The organism is Chryseobacterium sp. PTM-20240506 (assembly GCF_048296755.1).
Taxonomy (GTDB): domain Bacteria; phylum Bacteroidota; class Bacteroidia; order Flavobacteriales; family Weeksellaceae; genus Chryseobacterium; species Chryseobacterium proteolyticum.
The window spans coordinates 4,377,947-4,404,074 of sequence record NZ_CP182581.1 but is presented as its reverse complement, the minus strand read 5'-3'; the positions used below and the strand labels follow the sequence as shown (position 1 = coordinate 4,404,074).

Here is a 26,128-nt window from a genome sequence, read left to right as displayed (position 1 = left end):
TTAAAAAAGGATAACATTGTCAATAACATTTATATTCTGTAGTCCATCTCTGACACTACAGAATATTAAATCTTTTCACTGATGTAATAATCCGGAGAATCTGAACTATATAATTTCTTCAGCACTTTCTACGTCTTAGCTCTCATCCTTTGTATTCTTGACTAAGCTGATTCCAGCAAAAAAGAAAAGTAAACCGATAATTCCCACCACGATAATCGGCATATTGGCTACACCTTTGGTGATTAAGCCATTTCCTACATAAATAAGGCCACCTATCCCAAGTAGGGTTAATATTGTCCCAAAAATTCTTTTGACGTTCATGATATTATTTTTTATTAGGTTAGTATCCTCTATTTTTGACTTGCTGGCATTTTTCATTTCCCAGCATATTTATCAATTATCTTTTTAAGGTCAATTCCCTTTCCTAGCACTGGCTTAAATATATCGCCTTCACTTTGCAATCGCTCCAACGTATTGAAAATATGAAAATCACTCATTTTAAGTCCCTTTTTAACTTCATCCCAATGCAGAGGCATAGAAACAGTCGCCCCAGGTTTTGGTCGCACAGAATACACCGATGCAATAGTTGCATGAGGCCTGTTTTGTAAAAAATCAAGATACATTTTTCCCTTACGGTCTTTAATGACCCGTTCCAAACTTGTATAATCAGGAAGTTCTTGATGTACCAAGGTGACTATTACGCGAGCAAATTCTTTGGACTGTTCATATGTATATTTATTTCCCAACGGAATATAGATATGAAGACCGGTCGATCCACTTGTTTTGCAGTAAGAATCTATACCCATATCATCTAAAATCTGTTTTGTAACCTGTGCGGTTTCGATTACCTGATCAAAAGAGTTTTTATCAGGATCGAGGTCTATGATACAGTATGTCGGATGTTCAGGCTTTTTTATTGTACTATTCCAGGGATTCATCTCTATACAGCCAAGATTTGCCATATATAACAATGTTGCTTCATCTTTCCCAACAAGGTAGTGCTTGTCCTCATTATCTGTTTCACTCCTATACAAAAAAGTATCAGCCCAGTCCGGTGCTGTATCTGTCACATTTTTAAAATAAAAGCTTTTACCTTCAATACCATTGGGAAATCGGTTCATACTCTGAGGGCGGTCCTTTAAATAAGGAAGAATAAATGGTGCTACCTGGTAATAGTAATTGATCAAATCGCGTTTAGTAATTTTTGCTTTTGGCCAAAAAACCTTATCCAGGTTTGTAAATTTAAGTTCGTGCTTATTGACGGTTTTCACCTGTGTCTTTTCAGTAGGATTCAATAAGGTTTTCCTTTTCATTTTGCCAGCAGGTTTTATTATTTTTTCATGATGTTCATCAGTAATCTGAGCTGTATCAATTTCTTTTTCAAGAATAATTTCCATTGGGTCTTTATCTTCCCGCATCCCCTCAAAGGAAGGGTGACGCATGACTCCATCACTGGTCATTTCTGTAAAACTTACTTCACAGATAAGTTTAGGCTTTAGCCATGTAACGGAAGCATGAGGGGGATTAGGCCGAAATCGGGAAGGTTTGTTGACATCAGGCTCCTCAGAAAAAGGAGGCTTATTAGTGAACAGTGGTTTAAATTGTTCCATCATCTCCTTCTGCAACTTGTCATTAAATCCTGTGCCCACTTTTCCTTTATACACAAGATCTTTACCTTCATAAACTCCTACAAGGATGCTGCTAAAAGATTTTCTGGAGTCATCATTCAACGTAAAACCTCCAATAACCACTTCCTGTCTTTTATTGGCTTTGATCTTAAGCCAGTCCTTTGTCCTTACATGTACATGGTACAAACTATCCTTCTTTTTGGCCATTATGCCTTCAAGTCCCATGTTCTTTGCAGCTTCCAAAAATTCTATCCCGGAAGTATAAAATGGTGTACTGATTTTTATTATATCATTCTCCTCTAATATTTCTTTTAGAATTTCCTTCCGCTGACATAAGGTAAGGTCTGTAAGGTCCTTTCCATCATGCCATATAATGTCAAAGACATAGTACAGTAAAGTTCCGTCTGCCTCACTGCGCCAGTTTTGTAATGATCCGAAGTCAGCCTTGCCATCCTCCCCTACAACGACTATTTCTCCATCCAAGATAACATTAAGATTAAGCGCCTTGAGCGAATCATATACCGGATAAAATTTCTCGTTAAAGCTTTTGTCATTACGAGATTTGATCTCAACCTTACCCCCTTTTAAAAAGGACACTGCCCTGTACCCATCCCATTTCACTTCATAGAGCCAATTTTTATCTTCAAAGGGCTTATCCACAAGTGTAGCAAGCATTGGTTCTACATGATTGTAAAAAGTCTTTTTTGGCGCGCCTTTTAAAATCTTATCCACATCAATATCCTCCTTCTCTGATCTGTTTGAGCTTAATTGTTCCTCAATGAGTTCTGGAGTCGTTTTTTTTTCAGTAGTCTTATCTTTGAGCCTACTCTCCTTTTTTACATTAGGTTTTCCATAAACTTTATCTGGAGATTTTTCCATCTGGACTATTGTCTTTTTGGAAATCACGGATTTATCTTTTAATGTAATATCCCTGGTCGTTGCGTATTTATCATCAAGCTTCATCAGAAGCCAGCTATTCTCGCCCCTACCATAAGCTTTTACCAAGGCGAATTCTCCTTTTAGTTTTTTACCATTTAGCTTTATTTTCAACTTACCGGCATGAAGTTGGTGCAATAGATTTTTCTCCTGCTTTTTCAAATCTCCTTCCACTGGCTCCGAAGGTTCATAAGTACCTTCGTCCCAAACAATCACCGTACCCCCGCCATACTGTCCCTTTGGGATAATACCTTCAAAATCCCGGTAATCATATGGATGATCTTCAACCATCATAGCAAGTCTTTTAATATTCGGATCCAGGGAGGGTCCTTTAGGAACCGCCCAACTTTTTAACACTCCGTCCATTTCAAGACGAAAATCGTAATGAAGATGGGAAGCATCATGTTTCTGAACAACAAACCTCAGTTCTTTGCCAGATGGCTCACCCCCAAAGGGTTCGGGAGTCTTTTCTTCTGAACGCTTTTCACGATATTTTTCTAAAGCCATACCAATTGTTTTTTAAGTTAATGGATTTTAGAATCTAAAAATTTGGCCGCACTTAACAAATGCACAGCTGACACTCTAATGATGCAAGTATTGCTATTTTTGGTGACGCTTCCTTAAGTAATCTTCTAATGTTTTTCGGTCATTAGAACCGGTTGCTTTTATAGCACCAACAACGGCTTGTGAGGTTACTCTCATTTTTTCCTTGAAATACTGGATTTCATAATTTTCTGAACCACTTACCTGTTTGCGGTCTTTTTTCCCTTTTTTAGATTTATCGTCTGTCATGGTTTAATATTTTAAGTGATTTACATTTGGTGATTAAAAAAAATACAAATATTACGCCGTTACGTATTATTTATTTTTACAATAATTAAAAAAGAAAGTTTGAAATTGAAGGCTTATGATTTTAAGTGAGAACGTTGTACGGAACGATAAATTTTAATAATAGATTTATGAATGCTCATAAGCTTCTTTTGCAAAGAACCAAATCACAACTACTATAAAAGCTATAGCATATAAAATTCACTTATTTATTAGTAACAGAAAATAGTTGATTTAATGGCTAAAAGTATGTAATGGCTTGGATTTTGTTATTTCGTGAGAGGGCTGGTTATGGATCAAATTAAAAAAATACTCCTATGGCAGATAACAAAAATGATTCAAAACTTCTTGCTTTTTTCAAGAAATTGGGGCCTGGCTTAATAACTGGTGCCAGCGATGATGATCCTTCAGGCATTGCAACATATTCCCAAGCAGGTGCACAATTTGGTCTTTCAACATTGTGGACCGCCTTACTAACTTTCCCTCTCATGGCAGCTATACAAGGCATGTGTGCAAGAATTGGTCTTGTTACAGCGCAAGGTCTTACAGTTACACTGAAAAAAAACTATTCTAAACCAATACTGTATGGTATGCTCATATTTAGCTTTCCTGCAATAACCTTGAATATTGGTGCAGATATACAGGGAATGGGAGCTGTCGCTCATATGATCTGTCCAGCAATTCCCGTGTCGGTTTTTTGTGTGATTCTAACAACTCTTCTACTTTTTATAATCATCAGATATCCGTACCAGAAAATAGCAATGATATTAAAATGGCTATGCCTTAGCTTACTCCTTTACATTATTGTTCCCTTTTTAGTGGAGCAAGATTGGGCAATGGTTGCAAAAAAAACCTTCATACCAACAATTAAATTTGATAAAGAATTTCTTTCAATTATAGTAGCAATTCTTGGTACAACAATCTCACCGTACCTTTTTTTCTGGCAAACCACTATGGAAGCAGAAGATCAAAAGCATAAGGGCGTTGTTTTCGTAGATAAAAGTATATTGAGTGAAATGAAAACTGACGTAAACTTAGGAATGTTACTTTCCAACATGGTGATGTTTTTTATGATTCTTACAACAGGCACTGTGCTGTTCAATGGCGGAATTCACAAGATTGATACTGTGGATCAAGCAGCAAAGGCTCTTGAACCGTTGGCAGGAAAACTTACCTATTTTATTTTCGCCTCTGGAGTTTTGGGTACAGGAATGCTGGCTATTCCGGTGCTCGCAGGCTCCCAATCTTATATGCTTGCAGAGACATTCGGATGGAAAGCAGGTCTTGATAAGAAGTTTTCACAGGCGAAACCCTTCTACGGATCCATAATTATATCGTTACTTATTGGCCTATCACTCGATTTTTTTGGTGTAAGTCCCATTAAAGCACTTCTGTATACAGCAATTGTTTACGGACTAACGGCGCCCGTAATGATTGCTGTCATTATGCATATTGCAAATAATGAAAAGATTATGGGTAAACATACCAATACAAGGTTATCAAATATTTTAGGTGTGCTAACATTTATACTTATGACAGCTGCGGCCGTTGGACTTATTTATTTTTTATTCTAATTAGTAGAAGTATAACGTAGATTTGCCTCTTACAATTGATATGGTAACTGTTTCCGTAGGTAACTCTGTAATATTTACTATCCTTTATCTAAAGAAGTGGCTGATTATAAATGCTTTTCTACAGTTAGAAAAAGCCCGTCCTAGATATCCTTTTTATTCATATATATCCTAAAATTACATCTAATTATTTTCCACTGAAAACTCCACAAAGGACTATCTCCCGTAGATATTTTACGTGTCAATTTAATATTATCCTTTACTTTACTAAGACTTGGGCGGTACTATTGGTTTCCAGATCATTAATACTTTTTAAAATTCGATCAATATTAGCAAGAAATTGTTTTGAAGATAATCCCATCAAGCTCACATAACTGGATTATTAATTTCTAAAATTCTTTCCAAATCTTGCACCAAATGTTTCGATATTTCTTCGGTTACGGGTACAAAAAACCTCTGAAAGTATTTTCGGAGGTTTTTATTTTTGGTATAATTTACTAACAAAATCAAAAATTTTTAATATTCAAATTCTTTAACCCGTTTTAAACAGTCAAAGAAATCTTTAGCTCCTACTTCTAATATCTCAAATGGTTCGACGAGGTAATGGCTTTAAAATATATTAGCTCACCTATTTGTTATTTTTTATAATTTAGGCTTCTTGACATATAAAAACAATACCGCTATTAAAACGTCGAAATGATACAGGTTGAATTTGCAAACAAGGCTAAAGAGATTCTGCAAACTGATGAGACCATCATTGGTTTGGCTGTCGGAGGCTCATGGATATCAGATCAGATGGATGAATTTTCTGATCTGGATTTGATTATTGTAACCGAACAAAAAGTTACCGGAGACAAAAATGTGATGATTGATTATGCAAAACGTTTGGGTAATTTCCTTTCAGCATTTACAGGTGAGCATGTTGGGGAACCAAGGCTTTTAATTTGTTTATATGACAACCCTCTCTTGCATGTAGATCTAAAATTTGTCACTTTGGAGGAATTTCATGAAAGAGTTGAAACACCCACCATTCTTCTTGACAAAAATGGCAGACTTCAGAAAGTTATCGACCATTCCGTCTCCAGTTTTCCGTATCCGGACTATCAGTGGATTGAAGACCGGTTTTGGATATGGATACATTACGCTTTACTGAAGGTGGGTCGAGGTGAGTATTTTGAAGCCTTTGACTTCTTAGGTTTTTTGAGGATGAGTGTCTTTAGACCACTCCTCCATATCAAAAACAATAATTTACCGAGAGGTGTAAGAAAAGTAGAAACAGATCTGGATATTAAAGATCTTGAAGATTTAAAACTTACCCTGCCACAATACAATCGGCACTCATTATTGGAATGCCTCCACCATTCAGTTTTATTATACCGGAAATTAAGGAACGTCCTCTTCGGCAACAACATAATCTTACAAGATGAAACTGAAAAAAAAGTAATGCTTTATTTTGAAGAGTTGAAAGAAGAATAATTTTTGAGATTATCTTTACGTAAAACTACGATTCAATAATGGTTTTCATCCGGTCCTCTTTTTCGCATTAGACAAATAATAGTGCCAGAGCATCATAGAAGCGACAGACCTGAAGGGTTTCCACTGTTCACTGATTTCAAGTATTTCTTCTCTGGCAACTTTGGACGGAAGTTGTTTCAAACGTTTTAAAGCATTGACCGCAGCCAGGTCCCCAATCGGGAATATATCTGCCCGCTGAAGGGTAAACATCAGATAAACATCAACTGTCCAGTTACCTATTCCTTTTAGGCTTACTAATGTTTTACGTGCTTCGTCATCCGACATTTCCGATAGCTTTTCAAGATCTATTTCACCTTTTATAATGGCTTCTGCAAGACCTCTGATATATACAATCTTCTGCCGACTTACATAGCATTTTCTCAACTCTTCATCCGTAAGTTTGAGAATATGTTCAGGAGTAATCTCCTGCATTTTTTCTTTTAGTTTATTGAGGGCAGCTAAAGCAGAAGCCAATGAAACCTGTTGCTCCAGAATAATATGGACTAGTGTTTCAAAAGTGTTCTCACGGGTCCACATCGGCGGGTAACCGTGGTTTTCTAAAACTTCCCTTAAATCCTGATCATGAGCTGCTAAATGCTCACATAGCTGATGGAAATTTTCAAGGTTAAAAACTCTGGTCTCCGATGTTGATTCCATACAATCTGTTTTTTTTATATTAAATTTAAAATAAAGACGGCATTCTGAAGCTTTTCTCGAGATCAAGTAAAATTAATTTGTTTTCCAACCCTCCGGCAAAGCCCACCAATTTCCCTGACGCTCCTACTACTCTATGACAAGGGACAATAATTGAGATGGGGTTCTTATTTAGAGCACCGCCTACTGCACGTACTGCTTTTGTATCTCCCAGAATCTTAGCCAGGTCCCCGTAGGTTTTTGTCATACCATAAGGAATTTTCAATAAAGCTTTCCAGACTTTAATCTGAAATTCCGTTCCTTCCAGATCCAATGGAACATCAAAGACTTTTCTGCTGTTTTCAAAATATTCTTTTAACTCTTTTTCCGTCTGTAAAAGTATAGGGTGCAGATCTTCCCTTTCCGGAATAGAAAGTTGGGTTCTTTTATAATCTTCGCCTTCCCAGATTATAGCCACAAGCCCCACATCTGAAGCGATTACCCTGATTAATCCGACAGGAGAAGAAACATCTTTGTATACTAGCCTTTTATCATCCATGGTTCATGTTTTAAGTACTTTTCCATTAGTTTCGTTTACCGATTTTGCTCCGGGAAGTAACTGTAACATCAGCCCTACGATTACAACGCAAATCAACAGACAGATAACCCCGAAATGGTAAGCCTCCTGCCAGCCGTCTTTTGAAAAATAAAAGAACACACCTCCAATGATACTTACTCCCAGTGCCGATGCTGTTTGCTGAAAAGTTGAATAGATTCCAGCAGCTGCACCTGCATACTGTGAAGGTACATTTTTCAGAGCAACATTTAATAATGAAGGAAGGACCAATCCGTTTCCGAGTCCCCACATTCCCATTAGACCGATAATCAGCGAGGTACTGATCCCGGGTTTCCAAAGTGTCATCTGGAGATAAAATGCCATAAACAGAATAACCACTCCCACTTGTAATACTCTTTTTCCAAATATAACAATCAGCCTCGACGCCATAAGAGATGATATGATAAATAAAATCCCGGGAACAACAAAGTACAATCCGCTATCCATTGCTGAGATACCCAATCCATTTTGTAAATAAACGGCACTGAGTAAAAGATATGCCGTATGCAGCATAAAATGAAATAATACCGCAACCAGACCGATATTGAAATCTTTTATTCTAAATAATCTTACATCAATCAAAGGGTTTCCATTTCTGGAAAGTTTAATTTTCTGATTATAAATAAAAAATGTAAACAAAATGGCTGATAAAATAAGCAATGCAAAACTCCACACCGGCCACCCTGATTCACGACCCTGGATCAGGGGATAAATAAGGGAAAATAATGCCAGTGTTAAAATCAATATTCCTGTATAGTCGAATTTTGTAGACTCATGTTTCGGGGTTTCCGTGAGGTATTTATGAGTTGCCCAAAGTGTAACGATCCCGATAGGAAGATTGATAAAAAACACGAGTCTCCAGCCTTCTATGAACCAATGGGTATCCGATAGGTATCCTCCCAGCATTTGACCGATGGCTGCAGCAGTTCCAAGTGTTATACCATACAGGCCAAATGCTTTTGCCCGCTCTTTAGTATCAGTAAAAAGAACTTGTATAAACGCTATGGTTTGCGGAACCATACATGATGCACTGAGCCCCTGGAGTATCCTGGTTGCATTCAGCTGAAAAGAGGATTGCGAAAGACCACATAAGCATGAAGCAACTGTAAAGGCAAACATTCCCCAAAAGAAAACTTTCTTTCTTCCAAAATGGTCTCCCGCTCTACCTCCGGTAATAAGAAAAGCAGCATAACCAAGCAAGTATCCCGCAATAACGAACTGCATTTCGCCATCAGTCGCATGAACTCCTTTTTTAATGGTAGGTATCGCCACGTTGATGATGAATACATCAATTACAGAAAGTAAAGGTGCAGCCAATACAATGATCAGCTCCAGCCACTTATTTTTTATATCTTTCATTCTAGATCAGTTTTTCAATGATTTTTTTGGCAGAATGAATTTCGTCAGGTTTTTTAAAGACGGAGGCGGTAACAATAGCGCCTTCCAGCATAACGTAGATTGTTTCTGCCAGCTCTTCATCAGACAATATTTTCTTATGTCCGGAATTTTCAACAAGGGTTTTTATAAATTCTTTACTGTGCACTTTAGCTGATTGTATTTCGGCTAAAACTTCCGGATCACTTGTCCCTGCTTCATCATTTGCTTTAATGAACGGACAGCCTCCGAACTGCCTGAATTTCTGACGTTCGGTGTGATGATCAAAAAGTGCCAGTAGTTTCTGTTTAGGATCTTTAACTTTGTTGACACTGCTTTCCAGCCTGCTGAACCATAGCTCATGCGTACGGCGGATATAAGCGATCAACAGGTCCGTCTTTGTTTCAAAATGTTTATACAAAGATGCCTTGGCAATATCAGCCTCTTGAATGATCTGATTGATACCGGTATTACTATAACCCTGTCTATAAAATAAACGTTCGGCGGTATCCAATATCCTGTCGGTTACAACTTGTCCTCTTTGTTTCATGGTACAAAGATATAAATTAAATAGACAGACTTGTATATTTAAATTTTCACTTTTTTCTATAATGTATATATCAAAAGCTATGTTAAGATATCCATTAATGAAAGTAATAGCATTATATAATATCAAAGTATATCTTTGCAAAAACATCAAATTATGAAAGTGTTCCTGCTGGTCTTATCAATTCTTTTTCTTACTTCCTGCATAAGTGATTCGGATTATACTTCTCCTGCCCCATCTAAAAAATCTACCAGATACTATTTGTACCAGTCGTTTAAGAAAAAAAATGGGGTGGTAACCTTTACCGTATCGCATGATGGTACCTGTGCTGCAAAATCATACTACCAGATCGATCAGCTTATCGATACTACTCCTGCAACTTTTGTATCGTACATAAACTGCGAAAAATATGAAATACAAAAGGGATATTATAACAGTTCCTCTTCAAATATGACCCTTAATTTTGTCAATTACAAAGCTTCAATAAATGGCAATGAACTAACGGTAACGAAAATCACTACTGATATGTGGGACACTTATGAAGAAATCAATATTGAAAGGGCTTATTAAATTAAACAGTCAACCTTATTAGAATTGAAGAAAGTATTTTTTCCATCACATTTTTGACGCAATTTAATGAATACTGTCAAAAATTAAATTACTAAAAACTAGCTCATTGCAAATTTAACAATTATTAAAAAGCCCATATATAAAGTATTTGAGGAGATTTAATACAATAATAAGTATCTTTACCGTGAATTAAACATACGTAAAAACTATCCTGACGATACAATTTTAAATTGCAATGAAACCTATTCTCAATATTCTTTTAGTTTCGACATTACTCATTTCATGTGCGGGAAATGATGATATTTCTGAAAAACCAAAACCAACGGAAAAAACATTATATAACCTGGAATATAAAAATTATCTTGTAAAAAATGTTACTCTTTATAAAGGACCGATTGCCCAGGAATCTGATCCCGGCGAATCTTATCTGACTGCTTATTGGGGAACTTATCAGGAACCAATATGGAGGAAAATAAGTCTTGACATAAAAAACAGCTCTTTACAGCTGATTTCCGAAACATCAGCCGGCATAAAATATACCATTACAATGGACAAGGATTCTGTATTTATCAATGATCATAACGAATTGACCTATATCGGTAATTTTAACAGAGAAAAATCTTCATTTACATTAAAGAGATCACTACGGTATGTAAAAAAAGTTCCAAGAACTGATTTCGGACCCATGCTGATTTCACAAACGAACACTTTTGGTGTTACACAATATGAAACTATTTTCGGTAAAAGTGCTTTTAATAAACCAGCAGAAATGACCGAATCCGGTGATGTTGTTTTGTGGAGTAATATCGAATACCAATATCAGTAATCTGCTCAATAAAATACTGAGCGCAAAGTTTATTATTCTTTAATTGAAAGCCGTAACTTTCCATATTATCAAAATTATACTGTTGATATAAGTTTTACCGCTAACTAAATTGTTTTAGAATGGATAATGCTTTACTTGTGGCTATAAAAAAGATAGTAGAAATAAGTTATGATGAAGAAAAAATAATTCAGAACTTATTCAGATTGAAAGAATATAAAAAAGGAGATTTTTTCCTTAAGGAAGGTGAAATCTGCAAATATGTCGGCTTTATTGAAAATGGTCTTGTCCGTTATTACATCAATGATGATGGGGAAGAAAGAACTTATGGCTTCTCAAAAGAAAATGAATTTACCTGTAATTTTGAAAGCTTTGGCCCGCAGACACCATCTAAGCAACTCATTCAGGCTTTAGAAAATACCCGGATCTGGACCATCAGCTATGAAAATCTTCAGAAGCTGTATGAACAGGTAAAAAATGGAGAGCGATTTGGACGGCTATCTATTGAGTATGTTCTTATCAAAACATTAAAAGACAGGAATTCATTTTATACGGATTCTCCAAAATCCCGCTACGAAAAATTTATTAAGGAGCATTTTGATCTGCAACAAAGGATATCTCAATATTATATTGCTTCCTATGTGGGAGTAAAGCCACAATCATTGAGCAGAATCAGAAAAAGAATATCACTTTTATGATTTATTAACCTGGGTGCATCAATTTCTATTAAACGTTGAAGAATTTTGTATCAACAAAATAAAGTTCTTATGAAACGTTTACAACAAAAAACATCATTCTGGCTTAGCCTCATTTCAGGTATTGGTTTACTTTACATTGGAATCCGCTTTTTTATTAATCCTGTTGGTGCTGAAATAGATTATGGTATCCGTACTGTTACCAATGGGGATTTTTCTTTTCAGTATATCAAAGGAATCCGTGATTTTTTCTTTGGATTGATCATTATCCTTCTTTTAGGGAAAAAACAGTTCTTCGCATTAGGTGTTATCCTGGTTTTAGGAACTATCATTCCAGCTACAGACTTCTTCGTCGTACTATCACATCCTGGCTCCACAGCCGGTCATTTACTTTCCCACCTGATCGCCGTTATCATTTGTCTGTCGTGTGGATTTTATTATTTACAAAACCATAAACTAATACTATCATGATTTTATTTAATATCGTTCTGGTTTTACATTTCATCGCATTCTTAGTATTTATTATTCAGCTTGCCATATTATTTCCTCAACAGAATAAGGTCCTTCATAAAAAAAACATTCTTATTGGAGTTACCATTTTATTAACAGGAATTCTCCTTGTCGTCCTGAAATACCCTCACATCAATTTGTATAAGATCATACCAAAATCATTTTTGTTTTTAGGAGTTTCAACTTTTTGCGGAATATACAGTGGGAAAAATGTTCCAACGAAAGTGTTCTATCTTTTATTCGGAATGGCTATCCTTGCAGGCTTGATAGGAGTCATCAAAACGTAGGTATTCTTCGATACAATTTCAATTTTATTTTCAATAAAAAGTTATTACATATCAAAGCCTGAACTTCACGATTGTTCAGGCTTTGAAAAAAAATCAAATATCTGTTTTAAGGTGTTTGGTAAGTCAGTATTTATTTTATTTTTCTGAAATTATTTATTGAATTTCAGATAATTAAACAATCAAAAGATCCACAAACTCATTAACATTGAGGTTAACCAGCTTATCATACTCCAGAGAATTTTCCAATACAAGTCTTTGCTGCTTTTCCGGGAATATACGGGCGAGATTCAATTTATACTTTTTAATCAGTTCAGGAATTCCTTCATCCCTTCTTCGTTTATGTCCTATAGGATACTCTACTTTTACTTCTTCCAAAACAGTTCCGTCATTTAACTCTACTGTTAATGCATTGGCAATGGAACGTTTTTCAGGATCATGGTAATCAGTGGTAAACTGAACCTCCTCGATACATTCAATTTTATCACGAAGAATATCAATCCTTGGATCTGAAGCAATATTATCTTCATAGTCGGCAGCAGTCAGCCTTCCGAAGATAAGAGGTACCGCTACCATATATTGAATCGCATGATCTCTGTCTGCAGGATTATTCAGGGGACCTTTTTTATCGATAATCCTGATAGCCGCTTCATGCGTACGAATAGTAATTTTTTTAATATCTTCAGTTGTTTTACCCATCCCTTTTAATTGATGGTGCAATGTCATAGCTGCTTCCACGGCTGTTTGTGAATGGAATTCAGCAGGGAAAGAGATCTTAAACAATACATTCTCCATTACATAAGAACCGTATTCACGCTGAAATTTGAATTCATTTCCTTTAAATGAAACATCATAGAATCCCCATATTTTAGCCGTAAGTACCGAAGGATAACCCATTTCGCCGGTTTTGGCAATTAATGCTAAACGCACAGCTCTGGAAGTGGCATCTCCGGCTGCCCATGACTTACGACTTCCTGTATTAGGAGCGTGACGGTATGTTCTTAAAGATTGTCCGTCCACAAAGGCCAATGAGATCGCATTGATCAGCTCATCACGGGTTAATCCAATTAATTTCCCTACAACGGCCGTAGAAGCCAACTTCACTAATAAAACGTGATCTAAACCTACTCTGTTGAATGAATTTTCAAGAGCAATTACTCCCTGAATTTCATGCGCCATGATCATGGCTTCCAGCACCTGCTTCATTTTCAAAGGAGCTTTTCCTTCTGCAATATGGGTTCTGGACAACCAGTCAGCGGTTGCTAAAATTCCTCCTAAGTTATCAGAAGGATGTCCCCATTCTGCAGCTAGCCATGTATCATTAAAATCCAGCCAACGAATAATAGCTCCAATATTGAAAGCCGCCTGAACCGGATCCAGTTGAAACTGAGTTCCCGGCACTTTTGCACCATTCGGAACAACAGTTCCTTTTACAATAGGTCCCAATAATTTCGTACATGCAGGATAAGTTAAAGCTTCCAATCCACATCCAATAGTATCTAAAAGGCAGTAGTGGGCCGTTTTCCAGGCCAGGTCGTTTTTAATTTCGAAGTTCAATACGTAATCTGCAATATCTGTTAATACCTGATCCGGTTGTGGTCTTTCATTTGAAATGTGTGATGACATCTTTTTGTTTTAAGTTTAATTAGTTTATATTTTAAATTGATTGTATTATCTGCTTGTGATAGGAACAAATTCTTTATTTTCAGGCCCGGTGTAATTGGCACTTGGACGGATAATTTTGCCATCCTGCCTTTGTTCAATGATGTGGGCACTCCATCCGGTGACTCTTGAAATAACAAATAACGGAGTGAACATAAGGGTTGGTACTCCCATCAGATGATACGAAACCGCTGAGAACCAATCCAGGTTAGGGAACATTTTCTTTTCTTCCCACATTATGGTTTCCAGCCTTTCAGCAATATGATAAAGCAACATATCTCCTGCCTCTTCGGAAAGTTCTTTCGCTACTTTTTTTATCACTACGTTTCGCGGATCCGATATAGTGTACACCGGATGTCCAAATCCAATAATTACTTCTTTGTTACCAATACGCCTTCTGATATCCTCTTCCGCTTCATCCGGGGAATTATAACGACTCTGAATTTCGAAAGCCACTTCATTCGCCCCACCATGTTTAGGACCTCTTAAAGCGCCGATAGCTCCCGTTATACAGGAATAAAAATCTGAAGAGGTTCCCGCAATAACACGCGCAGTAAAAGTGGAAGCGTTAAATTCATGCTCTGCATACAGATTAAGAGAGATTTCCATTGCCTTCACCCAGGAATCGGGTGCTTTTTTACCATGCAACAGGTGAAGAAAATGGCCCCCAATAGTATCATCATCAGTTTCTACATCAATCTCTTTTCCGTTATGCGTATAATGATACCAATACAAAAGTCCGGAACTGAATGATGCCAGTAATTTGTCTGCAATATCCCTTGCTCCCGCCACATTATGATCGTCTTTTTCAGGCTGAATACTTCCAATTGCTGAAACCATGGAGCGCATTACATCCATCGGATGGGCAGCTGCAGGAATACTTTTCAGGATATTTCTTACAGAATGTGGTAATCCTCTCAGTGATTTCAATTTGGCTTTATAGTTTTTTAACTGGGCTCCTGTTGGTAGCTGTCCGTAAATAAGAAGATAGGCTACCTCCTCAAATTCTGCTTTTTCTGCGAGGTCCAAAATGTCATAACCTCTGTAATGGAGATCATTTCCACTTTTTCCTACACTGCAAAGTGCAGTATTACCTGCGGCAACCCCGGAAAGCGCTACACTTTTCTTAGGCTTAAATGTTGGTTCGTTATTCATTGACATTCTTGTTCTGTTTAAATAGGTTATCTAATTTTTGTTCGTAATCATGGTATCCAATACTTTTGTAAAGCTCTTCCCGGGTCTGCATGGTATCAATTACATGAGCCTGGGTTCCATCTTTCCGGATATGCTCGTAAACATTCAGTGCTGCCTTATTTGCCGCCCGGAAAGCAGAAAGGGGATATAAAATCAAACCGACTCCCGCATCTTTCAGTTCATCAGCAGTATACATTTTAATCATTCCGAATTCTGTAATATTGGCCAGTACAGGAATACCTGTAGCGTCTACAAACTTTTGATAATAGCTTAAATCAGGAACAGCCTCCGCAAAGATGAAATCTGCTCCGGCTTCTTTATAGGCAACAGCCCTTTCCAATGTTTTTTCAAGCCCTTCATTGGCAAAAGCATCAGTACGTGCCCCGATCACAAAATTTTCATCCGTCCGAGCATCAACAGCAGCCTTCAAACGGTCTACCATTTCCTCTTTGCTTACCACTTCTTTACCTGGACGGTGCCCACAACGTTTCGCTCCCACCTGGTCTTCAATATGCAAAGCACCTGCTCCGGCTTTAATTAATGATTTTACAGTTCTTGCTACGTTGAATGCCGAAGGACCAAACCCCGTATCTACATCCACCAATAGAGGTAAATCACATACATTGGTTATTCGTTGAATATCGATCAGAACATCCTCAAGGGTCGTAATTCCCAGATCCGGAATTCCCAACGATCCTGCAGCAACTCCTCCTCCGGAAAGATAAATAGCATTGAATCCTGCTTGCTGCGCCAGCAATGCATGATTGGCATTGATAGCCCCGACAATCTGAAGAGGGTTTTCTTTTTGCATCGTCTCCCGGAAACGTAATCCGGCAGACTCTAGACTTACATTTTTACTCATCTTTAATATTATTGTTCGTTTTGATGTATTTTAACTCACATTCTTCCAACAATTTAAAGAAAGATTATTCTTTAAATGATTAAAATAATTAAACGACCTATAAACCTTAATGAATGGTTGAACAGCCTCATTACATTTTCATGTAATAACAATCCGGTCAAAGATTGCTGCCATCAGCCTGTAATGCTTATAAATCAATATAAAAGGTGCTGATAAAACTTCACAATACTTTGTAAAAGAGAAAATTATGGAAAGGGACTAATACGAGCAAGCTGTAGAAATGATACAGCCCTGAAAAGCAAAACCTGTAAACCATTTCTTAAAAATGATAATGTACACAAAAAGATATCGGGCACTGTTATCACATCGTATCATACCTGACTATAAGCTTCAGATCGCGAAAGCATCGTCAATTCGAAATAGGCAGGTCTCCTGACTTGTAACAATTTTTATCGTCCTTCCCATTCAAAAAAAGAACAGTGAACCCTGATTGATAAAAACCTTTTGAGTGTTACTTACAGTTGCGCGACAGTTCGTGATTCACACACGATTCCCTTTTAATTCACAGCTAAGTGTAACCAATTCCGGTTGATAAAGAAGTATAAATGAACTCCTTGGTGGTAAATATAGGTATTTTATTGAAACACGAAAATAATTATTTACGAACAACAGTTAGGAATTCGTAATTCTTTGAAAATAGGCATTATAAATATATTTTCAATTTTCAAAATCATAATTAAAATGATCTTGATTATGTAAAAATCACTTGCAAAAAAATCCGACAAACACGATTATTGAGAAAAGCATATGCTCTCAATATGAAAATATGATTCTGAATTAACAGATAAAAGCCTGAAAAACACTCACAATATCTGTTTCAAATTCTCACCTATATTTTGCAAAGCCAACAGGCTATGGGATGTGATACGTTCTGCAAAAATAATCCTGAAATGGTACCTGAACTGATCGGTAAGGCTAAAAATTTCTCCGGGAGTAAATAATATTCTTTGCTGTTCGCAATAAGCGTAAAATTTCTCCATATCCACTCCTTCAGGCAAACTTCCCCAAATGCTGTATCCACCCTGAGGATCTTCAAAATAAGCCCCATCCGGAAAATGGCTTTTTAATATCTCTAACACATCTTTGGCCTGCTTATATAGCTGTTTACGAAATGAACGCAAATGTTTATCATAGCTATGGTCTTCAAGCAGTTTAATGACCAGTTCCTGATATACCGGAGCAACAGATCTTCCTAAGGCAAACCTGGTTCTCTCTGCTTCCGCATGGAATTTTCCCGAATGCATCCATCCCAGGCGAATACCGGGAGCCAATGTTTTGGAAAAAGAAGAAAAAGTTATTACCCAACCACCGGTATCAAAACTCCCGATCCCCGAAGGTCTCTCATTGCCAAAATAAAGGTCTCCGTAAATATCATTTTCGATAATCGGAAACTCATATTCTTCCGCAATGGAAAGCAGTTCTTTTTTTACAGTTTCCGACATCAGAATTCCTGTAGGATTGTGAAAATTAGGTGTAACTACAAGAGATCTGATATCATGATCCGCGCATATCTTTTTTAAATATGCCGTATCAAAACCATTTCTATCCCGGACAGGAATTTCTATGACTTTAAGTTTCAGATTGGCAATTACTTCCAAAACAGAAAAAACGCACGGACTTTCAACAGCAATGAGGTCACCGGCATTCGTCACAGATGCCAGGGCAATGTAAAGTGCCTGCAATGCTCCATCAGTAATGATTAATTTTTCAGGATGCAATGTGTATCCATATTGAGAAGTACGTTTAGCGATAAGATCTCTTAGTTCTAAAGACCCGTTAGCAGGATAGTAGCGAAGAAGTGAAGTCCCTTTTTCGCGGATCACTTTCTGCATTTTTTTTAAAATGAGCTTTTGCGGAATCAATAGATCCGTAGGTGCCGCCGAATTAAATGAGGCATATTCGGAGGGCTTATTTCTTGATGAAATCAGAGCAACATTTTTATTGAAAACTTCATTTTTTGAGACCGGGTAAAGTGGTAAGTTTTCACTGCTTATTTGTGGAACATCATCTGCTACAAAATAACCGGAGCGGGGAATATTTTTCACCCATCCTTTCATCACCAGATGATCATAACCACTTTGAACCGAACTTGTACTCAGATGATAATTTTCTTTAATCTCTCTCACAGATGGTAGACGGGTGCCGGGCTTTAACATTCCAGTCTTTATTTTATCTTCAATAGCAGTGGTAAAAATCTCATATCTGTACGTCTTCATGGCGTTTCATCTTTTTCATAACAAATGTACAAATGTGTTCGCACAAATGATTAAAAACCAACTGTACTGATTCAATTGTACTCAACTGTACTCATACAACAGTTTAATAATCCATTAGCTTTGGGTAAAAAAGAATCATAATGGAAATTATATCCAAATTTACCGTAGGATCAGACCAGGGAATCGATCACCTTTTTGCTGTCATGAGACCATATATCAGAAATACCTATTCTGGAAAAGTTTCATCGGAAAAAATTGAAGAATACCTTGCCGAAAATGTAGAATACAGGAAAATGATCAATATCCTGAATGACTTATCCACCCAGCTCATTATGGTGTTTGCAGATCATGAACCCGTCGGTTATTGCCTTTTTAAAAGCGGATCATTATATCCGGAAGCAAATGAAGGGGAGAGAATGACGGAAATAATTGATTTTTCTATCCTTCCTGAATATGATCAGCCTGAAATAAGACAATCATTATGGAACAAAAGCAGATCAGCTATTACTTTTACAGATCGTATCTGGATCAGCATAACTGAAGATGATCCCATGCTCTCATTCTTCAATTCGGTTGGATTTGAATTTATAAAAACGACCACACTGAAAGCATTTTCACTCCCTGCAAAAATATACGAACTGAAGCTGAAGTAAATAAGACTATTCCTTTCACATATTTACATTGTTATTTTTTGGAACAGATGTGGACAATATTTTAATTTTCTTAGCTTAGAGGAGGAAAAGCAACCTCAACAAACAGATCCTGTTAGCAGATATAATGTTGCTGACAGGATCATGTAATACATTAATTAAAAAAACAACCCATTACAAAAGATTTTGACCTTATATTTACAAACAGAAGCCCGATTCTTTATGGCTAAAAGCTGTTTTTAAACAATTTTTTGAAAATCAATTAATTAAAACATCGATTATCCCTTATTTTTTCGTATCTTTGCACTTAATAAATAACCAGGCCTCTGCCTTTGCTATCTGTTACAGTTTAGAATACTTATTTTTTTCTTTCAGTTTTTGCTTTTTCAGCTGCCAAAAATTAACCCTTATTTATTTCTTGAATGAATATATATACAGGCAACTTTAAAAAACAAAGAATAGAAAAACAATTTGAAGATCCTTTTACTCCTTTAGGAGATTTACTCTCAGTAGAAATTACAAAAGAAGACCATTACGCAGGCTCCAGGGTTTACGGGCGTATAGAGGTGCTCATTTAATGTGAGGCATGCCACGCTATTGCAAACTCAGCAACGATCTTTATTTATTCAGATTATTGGTGAACAAAGCAAATGAAACAACGGGAAAAATTATTTTTTTCCGATACACCAACAATAAAATAAATATTCAATTCCTGATAAAGAATTGGTCAAAGGTCGAAGATTCGGCAAACCTTATCAATGAATTTCAAAAATTTAAATTTAATTAATCCCATTATCCGCGCCGCTACAGAGACAGGATATTCTAAACCGACAGAAATACAGGCGGATGTTATTCCGCAGATTTTGATGGGTAGAGATATTTTGGGGTTTGGACCTAAGGAACCTGGAAAAACAGCAGCATTTACCATGCCTGTTATTCAGCTGTTGAAGAAAAGCGCACCGGAACATAAAGAAATACGGACACTGGTATTAACGCCGACACAAGAAATAGCAGTGGAGATTGAAGAAGATTTCAGAATTTACAGTAAATATCTTCCTTTATCCCAGTTGACCATTCATGATGGAACATCACAAGGAAATCAGCTTGCCGCTTTAAGAGTAAGAGTGGACGTTCTTATAACAACTCCTGCTGCTTTACTTGAATTAATCAATCAGAGACCTATCAGTCTTTCCAGGATTGAAATCCTGGTTTTAGATGAAGCAGATAAAATGCTCGATACGAATTTTGTGAATGATGTGAAGAAAGTTATTAAACTTCTTCCTCATAAAAGACAAACCTTACTTTTTTCTTCGGTCATATCAGACAAGGTTAAAAGATTTGCTGATCCATTGCTAAGCAACCCGGTGGAGATTAAACCTACACCTATAGAAAAAAATGCAGATCATACAGTGATACCCGTAGGAAAAAAAGAAAAAACGGACAGGCTTTATAACGCCGATCCGCTCCAGTACTTTAATATAATAACTAAATAATAAAATTAATTTATGGCAGATTCTTTCTCTAAAAAAGAAAATTTCAAGAAAAAAATTCAAAAACAAAAAGAAAAGGCTTTACGCCGTGAAGAACGAAAAACTAATAACAATAAAGGAAAGGGACTTGATGAAATGCTAACGTATGTGGATTCATACGGAAGACTTACTTCTACTCCACCTGAAGAGACGCAAGAAATTAACCTTGATGATATTCAGCTGGGAGCTGCTCCTATTCCTGAAGAGGAAATCCGTAAATCAGGAATTATTACTTTTTTCAGTGAAAAAGGTTATGGTTTTATTACAGAAGATAAAACAAAGGAAAATGTATTTTTCCATTCCAACAACTGTGCGGAACCCGTAAAGAAAGGAAATAAAGTATCATTTGAAAAAGAGAGATCTCCGAAAGGATTTTCTGCTATTGATATTCAACTGATCAAATAATAAATAACAACAATTTTTAATAACAATTACAATGCAAGAAGGCACAGTAAAATTTTTTAACGAAACAAAAGGTTTCGGATTTATTTCTCCAGCAGACGGAGGACAGGATATCTTTGTACACGCTTCAGGGTTAAGCACAAGAATTATTCGTGAAAACGATAAAGTAACTTTTGAAGTACAAAAAAGTGAAAAAGGATTAAACGCAGTAAACGTAAAACTTGCATAGTTTTCCAGATATTTTCCGATAAGATAATATCAAATCACACAGAAGGCCCCATTTGGGGTCTTTTTTTTATTTCAAATAAATCCAGATAAAGTATAATCCAAAGTCGATCGTCCTATAAATAATAAACCCATCATTACTTTATTGGGAAGTATTATCTTTATGTAATAAAAACACATCACTGATGTTCCGGGTGATCTGGACATCTAAAAACATTTTGAAGTAAAAAATCAATCACCTTGAAAAGAATTGTAAAAGTATTCCGGAAAATATTGATCCTGCTGGTCCTCATTATCACTGTTCTTGGTATCATTACCTTTTTCTATATGAGGCGGGAGGAATTCGGAGCCCTGCCGGAGGGTAAACGTCTTGAACTGATAAAAGCTTCTTCCCATTATAAAGATGGCAGATTCAGGAATATTGTGGAGAGGCCAACGCTTACTAAAGGCTACTCGATGCCGGGTGTATTGTACGAAACCCTGTTTACAAAATTTCCACACCGAAGCCCCGTAGATTCGCTACCATCCATAAAGACCAATTTAAAAGCACTGAATATTCATGATAACGCGTATGTATGGTTTGGGCATTCTTCATTTTTTCTTCAACTCGATGGCGTAAAGATCCTTGTTGATCCTGTATTCAGTGGAAAAGCCTCCCCTATCCCTGGAAGTGTTACGGCTTATAAAGGAAGTGATATTTATACGGTAGCAGACCTGCCTGAAATCGACTACCTACTTTTATCGCATGATCATTATGATCATCTGGATTACGAAACCGTAAAAGAACTGCAAAAAAAGACAAAACATGTAGTCTGTGGTTTAGGGAACGGAGCTCATTTTGAACGCTGGGGATATACACCCGATCAGATTATAGAAAAAGACTGGTACGAATCCGTAAACGTAAAGCCAGAATTTATCATATTTACGGAATCTACACATCATGATTCCGGAAGAGGATTCAGAAGCGGACAGGCATTATGGCTTTCTTTCCTGATTCAGACACCTTCTATGAAAGTGTACTACAGCGGAGACGGAGGTCGTGATGATAGATTTAAATCTATAGGTTCAAAATACGGAAAAATTGATTGGGCCATTATGGAATGTGGGCAATATAATAAAGCATGGCAATCGGTACATGAGCTTCCGGAAGAAGTTGCTTTGGGAACAAAAGAGCTGGGTGCCCAAAATTTATTACCCGTGCATAATTCTAAATTCACCCTGGCCAACCATCCCTGGAAAGAACCTTTGGAAAAAATCACTGCTCTTTCTAAGAACCAAACTTATCGATTAGCAACTCCTATGATCGGCGAATTAGTTCATTTAGACCAAACAAATCAGAAGTTTAACGAATGGTGGAAAAATGTTCAATGAGGCATCTGAAAAGTTAATTTTGGAAAATTCCAATTTTATAAACTTGAGATGTCCATTTTCAGCATTTGGTTTATTTTATCCTGAAATTGGGTCTCTATAAGGATCTCCGATATATCCACAGGTAAATCTTCTAATGTTAGAGGATTCACAGGGCTCGCTACCAGGTGGTAGTTACCATCAAGAAAATGATTAAAGTTACTTTTATCAAATGAATACAAACCTTTTTTTGCCATTGAAATGTAATCTTCAAGATATCTTTCATCTGCTTTACTACGATATATTTCAATTAAGACCGAGTTTAATTCGGGATTAATTGTAAAATCTGATACTACAGGCAAATTCCTGAAATAATGTACTAATTTCTTATGATTTTCTGCTGATTTAGCTACAGAATCAGGTAACTTTCCTCCTGCAGAAGCCATAAATCCAATGTATTTGCCATCCGTGAGAAACCAATCAATGTCCAGGGTCTGTTGTTCAATTTCAGTTATCATCAGTTAAGGGATTATATTTTTTCTGACTAAAAATTATTTATAATGCCTGAATATTCCAAAATCTGTAGCCGTCCACAGGGCTGCTTTTTGTCCCGCAGCTTTTAGGGCATCATTTGTCCAGGTGTTACAGGTATACGTGAAATTGTAGCTTCCCTTAGCATCATAAAAGGCATCATTATCAGCATACACAGCATTTGTCGGGATGAGAATAAAATTACCATTCTTATCTCTATCGAATTTGGCTTCTACGAATTCAACTAATTTTTTATACTGGGACCTGCTGATCATAATCATTTTACAGTCTTCTCCTTCTTTCATCGTACTATAATAAGTACAGTGCATTGCAGATTCACTTAACCAGAAAGCAGCTTTGAAAGCTGTTGAAAATTTTAAATCAGCCCATGTCGGAGTGTCCAGGTAGAAACCTTTATCTCCCCATCCGATTCCTATATATTGATAATCAGTTCTCTTTGAAGTGGTATTGGAGAAAGGAACTTTTGTACTCCAGTCCTGCAGATCGTTTTTTACCTGCATTACAATATCCGTGTGTACTCCATTGGTATAAATATAAATTGGAATCTCTTTCTTTTCACCGTCATCCTTCGCTGAAACCCCGATAAACGGGACTAACAGGGCAAGAACAACATAAAGAGCAACGATCCCGAGGATGATTCCTAAAGCTTTTAAAACGATAATAAGTATTTTTTTCACAGATATGTCTTATAAGGTTACGTAAAATTAATTTTTAATTTATAACAAAAATATTTGTTTTAATCGGAAAAATCAGTACATTTAAGTATGAAATAGTCACAAATATGCGTAAAAACACTAAATCCCAAAAAAGATTTAAAATAAGAGTAAAAACAGCTCCGAAAAGAATACAAAAAAAACGTTGATTTTCTAAAAGATTTTATCTTTTTGAAAGTCAATTTTTCTTTTTAGGAAAGGCTTTTCAGAGAATTTTTATTCACAAAATCTTTGCCTCCTTAAACCGCTAAATTTAAGGAATGGTCGACTACCCTCTTTAATTTGGAACAGCAGAAATTCCAAACGAGGGTTTATCACCAAAAATTTAACGCTTAACTCCTCATACGAAACTCAATTTTTCAGTTTCTCACCACCATATCCCCTTCAATCTCCCCTTTTTTTTGGATACATTCTCATCAAGAACTTGCAATCAGGCATTTATTGTAATTATATTTTACATTTTTATCATTTTTTTAACACATTTTTAATCCCCACGTTTTGTTTCAATTTTCAAGTTTAGTTACCTTTGTCATTGGATGCGGGGAAGATTTCATCAATATTTGTTTACCTTTTTATTTGCACTACTCACTGTTTTAGGTTTGTACTCTGGTCAGATACCGGAGTATCCCGATTTTGATGTCAACTTCAATTCAAAATCCGTAAGTGATGATTCTTCGGAAAACAATATAAAACATTCTTATGCTTTTCTAAGGGACCATGAACTTCATGATCAATATGTTGTTTCACACCTGCCCTACCATAAGCTTAGAGCAAACCTTTCCGAAAGCGATAATGAAAACGATGATAATGTAGAGACATCCGGTTTTACGGGACCTCCAATCTGTTTAGGGACTGACATCGGACATCTGAAACCTGATTTCGTTACGAAATTCCATAACAGACAGAGTGCTGTTTCACTTGCTAATTCAGAACATCTAAAATATTTCAATGATGACCTGTACATCCAGTACAGGGTCATCCGGCTGTGATCTTAGTATATTTTTACGGAAAATTTATAGGTTCTCATACTGAGAGCCTGCAACCTTATTTTTTCAATTAAAAAAATTTACTATAAAATGATTATCATGGTCAAGAAAAGTCTCATGTATATAAACCTGTGCATTATTTTGCTATGCATAAGCTGTCAATCAGAGAAAAAAGAAAAAGCAGAAGCTGCGGTTTTCAATGTAACAAGCCCGCTAGTGAAAGATACTTTAATCGACAAAGATTATGTAGCACAAATCCGATCCATTAACCATATAGAACTCCGTGCTCAGGAAAAAGGTTATATCCAGACCTTATATGTAGATGAAGGTCAATATGTAAAAAAGGGACAACTGCTATTTAAAATTATGCCCAACCTTTATGAATCTGATGTTAACAGGGCAAAGGCAGAAGCAAAATATGCTCAGATAGAATACCAGAACACTAAAAATCTTTCAGATAAAGATATTGTAGCTCCACAGGAAATGGCAATGGCTAAGGCGAAATATGAAAAAGCCCAGGCTGAGCTTTCGTCAATGAATACACACCTGAAATTTACTGAGATCAGGGCTCCTTTTAACGGAATTGTAGGCCGTCTGCATGTACGGAAAGGAAGTCTGGTAGACGAAGGCGAGCTGATCACAGAACTTTCGGATAACAGCAAGATGTGGGTATACTTCAATGTTCCGGAGGCTGAATACCTGAATCAGATGAGTGACAGAAAGGACAATGATCCTATGCATGTCCGTTTAAAAATGGCCAATGGAAAAACATTCAGCCAGGATGGTATTGTGGAAACCATCGAGTCTGATTTTGATAATGAAACAGGAAATATTGCATATAGAGCAACTTTTTCTAACCCTAAGGGTCTTCTCAGATATGGGGAAACCGGAAATATACAGATTACAGCTCCCTATGCCAACGCTATGCTGATTCCTCAGAAAGCAACTTTTGAAGAGCTGGAAAAGAAATATGTATATGTAATCAACAAAGACAACAAAGTAAAAGCACGGGAAATAAAAATTGCTGCTGAATTACCACATATTTATGTAGTGGCGTCAGGACTTGGAAAAGATGAAAGAATTCTTTTGGACGGGCTTCGAATGGTACAGGAAAATCAAAAAATTTCCACCCGCTATCAGAAGCCTGAAAAAGTGATGTCGAACCTGGATCTCTATGCTGAGTAATTAAAAAGCAGAATT

At 36.6% G+C, this 26,128-nt stretch carries 28 protein-coding genes and 1 riboswitch; of the genes, 15 read left to right on the top strand and 13 right to left on the bottom strand.

What is annotated here, in order from left to right:
• Positions 1–135 precede the first annotated feature (135 nt).
• The 3 genes from ACNFU2_RS19805 to ACNFU2_RS19795 form a co-directional block, all read right to left on the bottom strand.
• Positions 136–321, bottom strand: coding sequence for a hypothetical protein (locus ACNFU2_RS19805; RefSeq protein ID WP_306611805.1), 186 nt, complete (start codon positions 319–321; stop codon positions 136–138).
• 53 nt (positions 322–374) lie between these two features.
• The gene (ligD, locus tag ACNFU2_RS19800) at positions 375–3,071 is read right to left on the bottom strand and encodes a DNA ligase D (protein ID WP_418122789.1); all 2,697 of its coding nucleotides are present in this window, start codon (positions 3,069–3,071) and stop codon (positions 375–377) included.
• Positions 3,072–3,164: 93 nt separating this feature from the next.
• A complete protein-coding gene (locus tag ACNFU2_RS19795; RefSeq protein WP_418122787.1) occupies positions 3,165–3,356 on the bottom strand; it encodes a DUF3606 domain-containing protein in 192 nt (63 codons plus the stop codon).
• 353 nt (positions 3,357–3,709) lie between these two features.
• Between ACNFU2_RS19795 and ACNFU2_RS19790 the strand changes: the two genes are divergently transcribed.
• Complete coding sequence (locus tag ACNFU2_RS19790; protein WP_418122785.1) at positions 3,710–4,966, top strand: NRAMP family divalent metal transporter; 1,257 nt, start codon at positions 3,710–3,712, stop codon at positions 4,964–4,966.
• Positions 4,967–5,659: 693 nt separating this feature from the next.
• On the top strand, positions 5,660–6,439 hold the full coding sequence (locus ACNFU2_RS19785; RefSeq protein ID WP_418122783.1) for a hypothetical protein: 780 nt from the start codon (positions 5,660–5,662) through the stop codon (positions 6,437–6,439).
• A gap of 45 nt (positions 6,440–6,484) precedes the next feature.
• Here ACNFU2_RS19785 and ACNFU2_RS19780 read toward each other — a convergent pair whose 3' ends face one another.
• From ACNFU2_RS19780 to ACNFU2_RS19765, 4 genes are read right to left on the bottom strand one after another with little or no spacing between them, the layout of a single operon-like run.
• Positions 6,485–7,135: a DNA-3-methyladenine glycosylase family protein gene (locus tag ACNFU2_RS19780; RefSeq protein WP_273650968.1), complete on the bottom strand. Its 651-nt coding sequence runs from the start codon at positions 7,133–7,135 to the stop codon at positions 6,485–6,487.
• Between the two features lie 25 nt (positions 7,136–7,160).
• Entirely contained in the window at positions 7,161–7,670 is a 510-nt protein-coding gene (locus ACNFU2_RS19775) for a methylated-DNA--[protein]-cysteine S-methyltransferase (RefSeq protein ID WP_273650967.1), read from the bottom strand.
• 3 nt (positions 7,671–7,673) lie between these two features.
• A complete protein-coding gene (locus tag ACNFU2_RS19770) occupies positions 7,674–9,086 on the bottom strand; it encodes an MFS transporter (protein WP_273650966.1) in 1,413 nt (470 codons plus the stop codon).
• A 1-nt stretch (position 9,087) separates the two neighbouring features.
• The gene (locus ACNFU2_RS19765; protein ID WP_273650965.1) at positions 9,088–9,651 is read right to left on the bottom strand and encodes a TetR/AcrR family transcriptional regulator; all 564 of its coding nucleotides are present in this window, start codon (positions 9,649–9,651) and stop codon (positions 9,088–9,090) included.
• A 153-nt stretch (positions 9,652–9,804) separates the two neighbouring features.
• On the opposite strand from ACNFU2_RS19765, the gene ACNFU2_RS19760 reads away from it, so the two are divergent.
• From ACNFU2_RS19760 to ACNFU2_RS19740, 5 genes are all read left to right on the top strand, one after another.
• Positions 9,805–10,218, top strand: coding sequence for a hypothetical protein (locus ACNFU2_RS19760; RefSeq protein ID WP_273650964.1), 414 nt, complete (start codon positions 9,805–9,807; stop codon positions 10,216–10,218).
• A gap of 235 nt (positions 10,219–10,453) precedes the next feature.
• A complete protein-coding gene (locus ACNFU2_RS19755) occupies positions 10,454–11,044 on the top strand; it encodes a hypothetical protein (protein WP_172276862.1) in 591 nt (196 codons plus the stop codon).
• Positions 11,045–11,163: 119 nt separating this feature from the next.
• On the top strand, positions 11,164–11,739 hold the full coding sequence (locus ACNFU2_RS19750) for a Crp/Fnr family transcriptional regulator (protein ID WP_172276859.1): 576 nt from the start codon (positions 11,164–11,166) through the stop codon (positions 11,737–11,739).
• A gap of 69 nt (positions 11,740–11,808) precedes the next feature.
• Positions 11,809–12,207 (top strand): DUF4267 domain-containing protein, encoded by a 399-nt coding sequence (locus ACNFU2_RS19745; protein WP_273650963.1) that lies wholly within the window; start codon positions 11,809–11,811, stop codon positions 12,205–12,207.
• On the top strand, positions 12,204–12,533 hold the full coding sequence (locus ACNFU2_RS19740; RefSeq protein ID WP_172276853.1) for a hypothetical protein: 330 nt from the start codon (positions 12,204–12,206) through the stop codon (positions 12,531–12,533). The genes ACNFU2_RS19745 and ACNFU2_RS19740 overlap by 4 nt, the downstream gene beginning before the upstream one ends.
• A 171-nt stretch (positions 12,534–12,704) precedes the next feature.
• Here ACNFU2_RS19740 and ACNFU2_RS19735 read toward each other — a convergent pair whose 3' ends face one another.
• From ACNFU2_RS19735 to ACNFU2_RS19720, 4 genes are all read right to left on the bottom strand, one after another.
• Positions 12,705–14,156 (bottom strand): bifunctional 2-methylcitrate dehydratase/aconitate hydratase, encoded by a 1,452-nt coding sequence (locus ACNFU2_RS19735; protein WP_273650962.1) that lies wholly within the window; start codon positions 14,154–14,156, stop codon positions 12,705–12,707.
• Positions 14,157–14,201: 45 nt separating this feature from the next.
• Positions 14,202–15,347 carry a bifunctional 2-methylcitrate synthase/citrate synthase gene (gene prpC / locus ACNFU2_RS19730; RefSeq protein WP_273650961.1) on the bottom strand — a complete coding sequence of 382 codons (1,146 nt, stop codon included), beginning with the start codon at positions 15,345–15,347 and terminating at the stop codon, positions 14,202–14,204.
• The gene (gene prpB / locus ACNFU2_RS19725) at positions 15,340–16,248 is read right to left on the bottom strand and encodes a methylisocitrate lyase (RefSeq protein WP_273650960.1); all 909 of its coding nucleotides are present in this window, start codon (positions 16,246–16,248) and stop codon (positions 15,340–15,342) included. Before prpB ends, prpC begins: the two co-directional genes overlap by 8 nt.
• A gap of 404 nt (positions 16,249–16,652) precedes the next feature.
• A riboswitch (cobalamin riboswitch) is annotated at positions 16,653–16,846 on the bottom strand.
• 265 nt (positions 16,847–17,111) lie between these two features.
• Positions 17,112–18,524: a PLP-dependent aminotransferase family protein gene (locus ACNFU2_RS19720; protein WP_418122777.1), complete on the bottom strand. Its 1,413-nt coding sequence runs from the start codon at positions 18,522–18,524 to the stop codon at positions 17,112–17,114.
• A gap of 140 nt (positions 18,525–18,664) precedes the next feature.
• Between ACNFU2_RS19720 and ACNFU2_RS19715 the strand changes: the two genes are divergently transcribed.
• From ACNFU2_RS19715 to ACNFU2_RS19690, 6 genes are all read left to right on the top strand, one after another.
• Positions 18,665–19,177, top strand: a complete 513-nt coding sequence (locus ACNFU2_RS19715; protein WP_172276838.1) for a hypothetical protein — start codon at positions 18,665–18,667, stop codon at positions 19,175–19,177.
• Positions 19,178–19,596: 419 nt separating this feature from the next.
• Positions 19,597–19,752 carry a hypothetical protein gene (locus ACNFU2_RS19710; RefSeq protein WP_273650958.1) on the top strand — a complete coding sequence of 52 codons (156 nt, stop codon included), beginning with the start codon at positions 19,597–19,599 and terminating at the stop codon, positions 19,750–19,752.
• A gap of 180 nt (positions 19,753–19,932) precedes the next feature.
• Positions 19,933–20,667, top strand: a complete 735-nt coding sequence (locus tag ACNFU2_RS19705) for a DEAD/DEAH box helicase (protein WP_273650957.1) — start codon at positions 19,933–19,935, stop codon at positions 20,665–20,667.
• Positions 20,668–20,679: 12 nt separating this feature from the next.
• Positions 20,680–21,108, top strand: coding sequence for a cold shock domain-containing protein (locus ACNFU2_RS19700; protein ID WP_172276829.1), 429 nt, complete (start codon positions 20,680–20,682; stop codon positions 21,106–21,108).
• Between the two features lie 31 nt (positions 21,109–21,139).
• Positions 21,140–21,334, top strand: a complete 195-nt coding sequence (locus ACNFU2_RS19695) for a cold-shock protein (protein ID WP_089029390.1) — start codon at positions 21,140–21,142, stop codon at positions 21,332–21,334.
• 236 nt (positions 21,335–21,570) lie between these two features.
• Positions 21,571–22,701: an MBL fold metallo-hydrolase gene (locus ACNFU2_RS19690; protein ID WP_273650956.1), complete on the top strand. Its 1,131-nt coding sequence runs from the start codon at positions 21,571–21,573 to the stop codon at positions 22,699–22,701.
• Positions 22,702–22,736: 35 nt separating this feature from the next.
• Here ACNFU2_RS19690 and ACNFU2_RS19685 read toward each other — a convergent pair whose 3' ends face one another.
• Both ACNFU2_RS19685 and ACNFU2_RS19680 read right to left on the bottom strand, forming a co-directional pair.
• Complete coding sequence (locus ACNFU2_RS19685) at positions 22,737–23,195, bottom strand: hypothetical protein (RefSeq protein ID WP_273650955.1); 459 nt, start codon at positions 23,193–23,195, stop codon at positions 22,737–22,739.
• Between the two features lie 33 nt (positions 23,196–23,228).
• Complete coding sequence (locus tag ACNFU2_RS19680) at positions 23,229–23,906, bottom strand: TIGR02117 family protein (protein ID WP_273650954.1); 678 nt, start codon at positions 23,904–23,906, stop codon at positions 23,229–23,231.
• Between the two features lie 596 nt (positions 23,907–24,502).
• Here ACNFU2_RS19680 and ACNFU2_RS19675 point away from each other — a divergent pair.
• Together ACNFU2_RS19675 and ACNFU2_RS19670 are read left to right on the top strand one after the other, a co-directional pair.
• Positions 24,503–24,931 carry a hypothetical protein gene (locus tag ACNFU2_RS19675; protein WP_273650953.1) on the top strand — a complete coding sequence of 143 codons (429 nt, stop codon included), beginning with the start codon at positions 24,503–24,505 and terminating at the stop codon, positions 24,929–24,931.
• A 96-nt stretch (positions 24,932–25,027) separates the two neighbouring features.
• A complete protein-coding gene (locus ACNFU2_RS19670) occupies positions 25,028–26,113 on the top strand; it encodes an efflux RND transporter periplasmic adaptor subunit (RefSeq protein ID WP_172276817.1) in 1,086 nt (361 codons plus the stop codon).
• Positions 26,114–26,128 lie beyond the last annotated feature (15 nt).

What these genes read in the sequence shown, in the direction of transcription:
- ACNFU2_RS19790 (WP_418122785.1), top strand. Translation starts at nt 3,710, where the DNA reads ATGGCAGATAACAAAAATGATTCAAAACTTCTTGCTTTTTTCAAGAAA.
- ACNFU2_RS19670 (WP_172276817.1), top strand. Translation starts at nt 25,028, where the DNA reads ATGGTCAAGAAAAGTCTCATGTATATAAACCTGTGCATTATTTTGCTA.
- ACNFU2_RS19780 (WP_273650968.1), bottom strand. Translation starts at nt 7,135, where the DNA reads ATGGAATCAACATCGGAGACCAGAGTTTTTAACCTTGAAAATTTCCAT.
- prpC (WP_273650961.1), bottom strand. Translation starts at nt 15,347, where the DNA reads ATGAATAACGAACCAACATTTAAGCCTAAGAAAAGTGTAGCGCTTTCC.
- ACNFU2_RS19785 (WP_418122783.1), top strand. Translation starts at nt 5,660, where the DNA reads ATGATACAGGTTGAATTTGCAAACAAGGCTAAAGAGATTCTGCAAACT.
- ACNFU2_RS19765 (WP_273650965.1), bottom strand. Translation starts at nt 9,651, where the DNA reads ATGAAACAAAGAGGACAAGTTGTAACCGACAGGATATTGGATACCGCC.
- ACNFU2_RS19715 (WP_172276838.1), top strand. Translation starts at nt 18,665, where the DNA reads ATGGAAATTATATCCAAATTTACCGTAGGATCAGACCAGGGAATCGAT.
- ACNFU2_RS19710 (WP_273650958.1), top strand. Translation starts at nt 19,597, where the DNA reads ATGAATATATATACAGGCAACTTTAAAAAACAAAGAATAGAAAAACAA.
- ACNFU2_RS19775 (WP_273650967.1), bottom strand. Translation starts at nt 7,670, where the DNA reads ATGGATGATAAAAGGCTAGTATACAAAGATGTTTCTTCTCCTGTCGGA.
- ACNFU2_RS19750 (WP_172276859.1), top strand. Translation starts at nt 11,164, where the DNA reads ATGGATAATGCTTTACTTGTGGCTATAAAAAAGATAGTAGAAATAAGT.
- ACNFU2_RS19760 (WP_273650964.1), top strand. Translation starts at nt 9,805, where the DNA reads ATGAAAGTGTTCCTGCTGGTCTTATCAATTCTTTTTCTTACTTCCTGC.
- ACNFU2_RS19700 (WP_172276829.1), top strand. Translation starts at nt 20,680, where the DNA reads ATGGCAGATTCTTTCTCTAAAAAAGAAAATTTCAAGAAAAAAATTCAA.
- ACNFU2_RS19755 (WP_172276862.1), top strand. Translation starts at nt 10,454, where the DNA reads ATGAAACCTATTCTCAATATTCTTTTAGTTTCGACATTACTCATTTCA.
- ACNFU2_RS19685 (WP_273650955.1), bottom strand. Translation starts at nt 23,195, where the DNA reads ATGATAACTGAAATTGAACAACAGACCCTGGACATTGATTGGTTTCTC.
- prpB (WP_273650960.1), bottom strand. Translation starts at nt 16,248, where the DNA reads ATGAGTAAAAATGTAAGTCTAGAGTCTGCCGGATTACGTTTCCGGGAG.
- ligD (WP_418122789.1), bottom strand. Translation starts at nt 3,071, where the DNA reads ATGGCTTTAGAAAAATATCGTGAAAAGCGTTCAGAAGAAAAGACTCCC.
- ACNFU2_RS19770 (WP_273650966.1), bottom strand. Translation starts at nt 9,086, where the DNA reads ATGAAAGATATAAAAAATAAGTGGCTGGAGCTGATCATTGTATTGGCT.
- ACNFU2_RS19695 (WP_089029390.1), top strand. Translation starts at nt 21,140, where the DNA reads ATGCAAGAAGGCACAGTAAAATTTTTTAACGAAACAAAAGGTTTCGGA.
- ACNFU2_RS19745 (WP_273650963.1), top strand. Translation starts at nt 11,809, where the DNA reads ATGAAACGTTTACAACAAAAAACATCATTCTGGCTTAGCCTCATTTCA.
- ACNFU2_RS19705 (WP_273650957.1), top strand. Translation starts at nt 19,933, where the DNA reads ATGAATTTCAAAAATTTAAATTTAATTAATCCCATTATCCGCGCCGCT.
- ACNFU2_RS19735 (WP_273650962.1), bottom strand. Translation starts at nt 14,156, where the DNA reads ATGTCATCACACATTTCAAATGAAAGACCACAACCGGATCAGGTATTA.
- ACNFU2_RS19805 (WP_306611805.1), bottom strand. Translation starts at nt 321, where the DNA reads ATGAACGTCAAAAGAATTTTTGGGACAATATTAACCCTACTTGGGATA.
- ACNFU2_RS19720 (WP_418122777.1), bottom strand. Translation starts at nt 18,524, where the DNA reads ATGAAGACGTACAGATATGAGATTTTTACCACTGCTATTGAAGATAAA.
- ACNFU2_RS19795 (WP_418122787.1), bottom strand. Translation starts at nt 3,356, where the DNA reads ATGACAGACGATAAATCTAAAAAAGGGAAAAAAGACCGCAAACAGGTA.
- ACNFU2_RS19740 (WP_172276853.1), top strand. Translation starts at nt 12,204, where the DNA reads ATGATTTTATTTAATATCGTTCTGGTTTTACATTTCATCGCATTCTTA.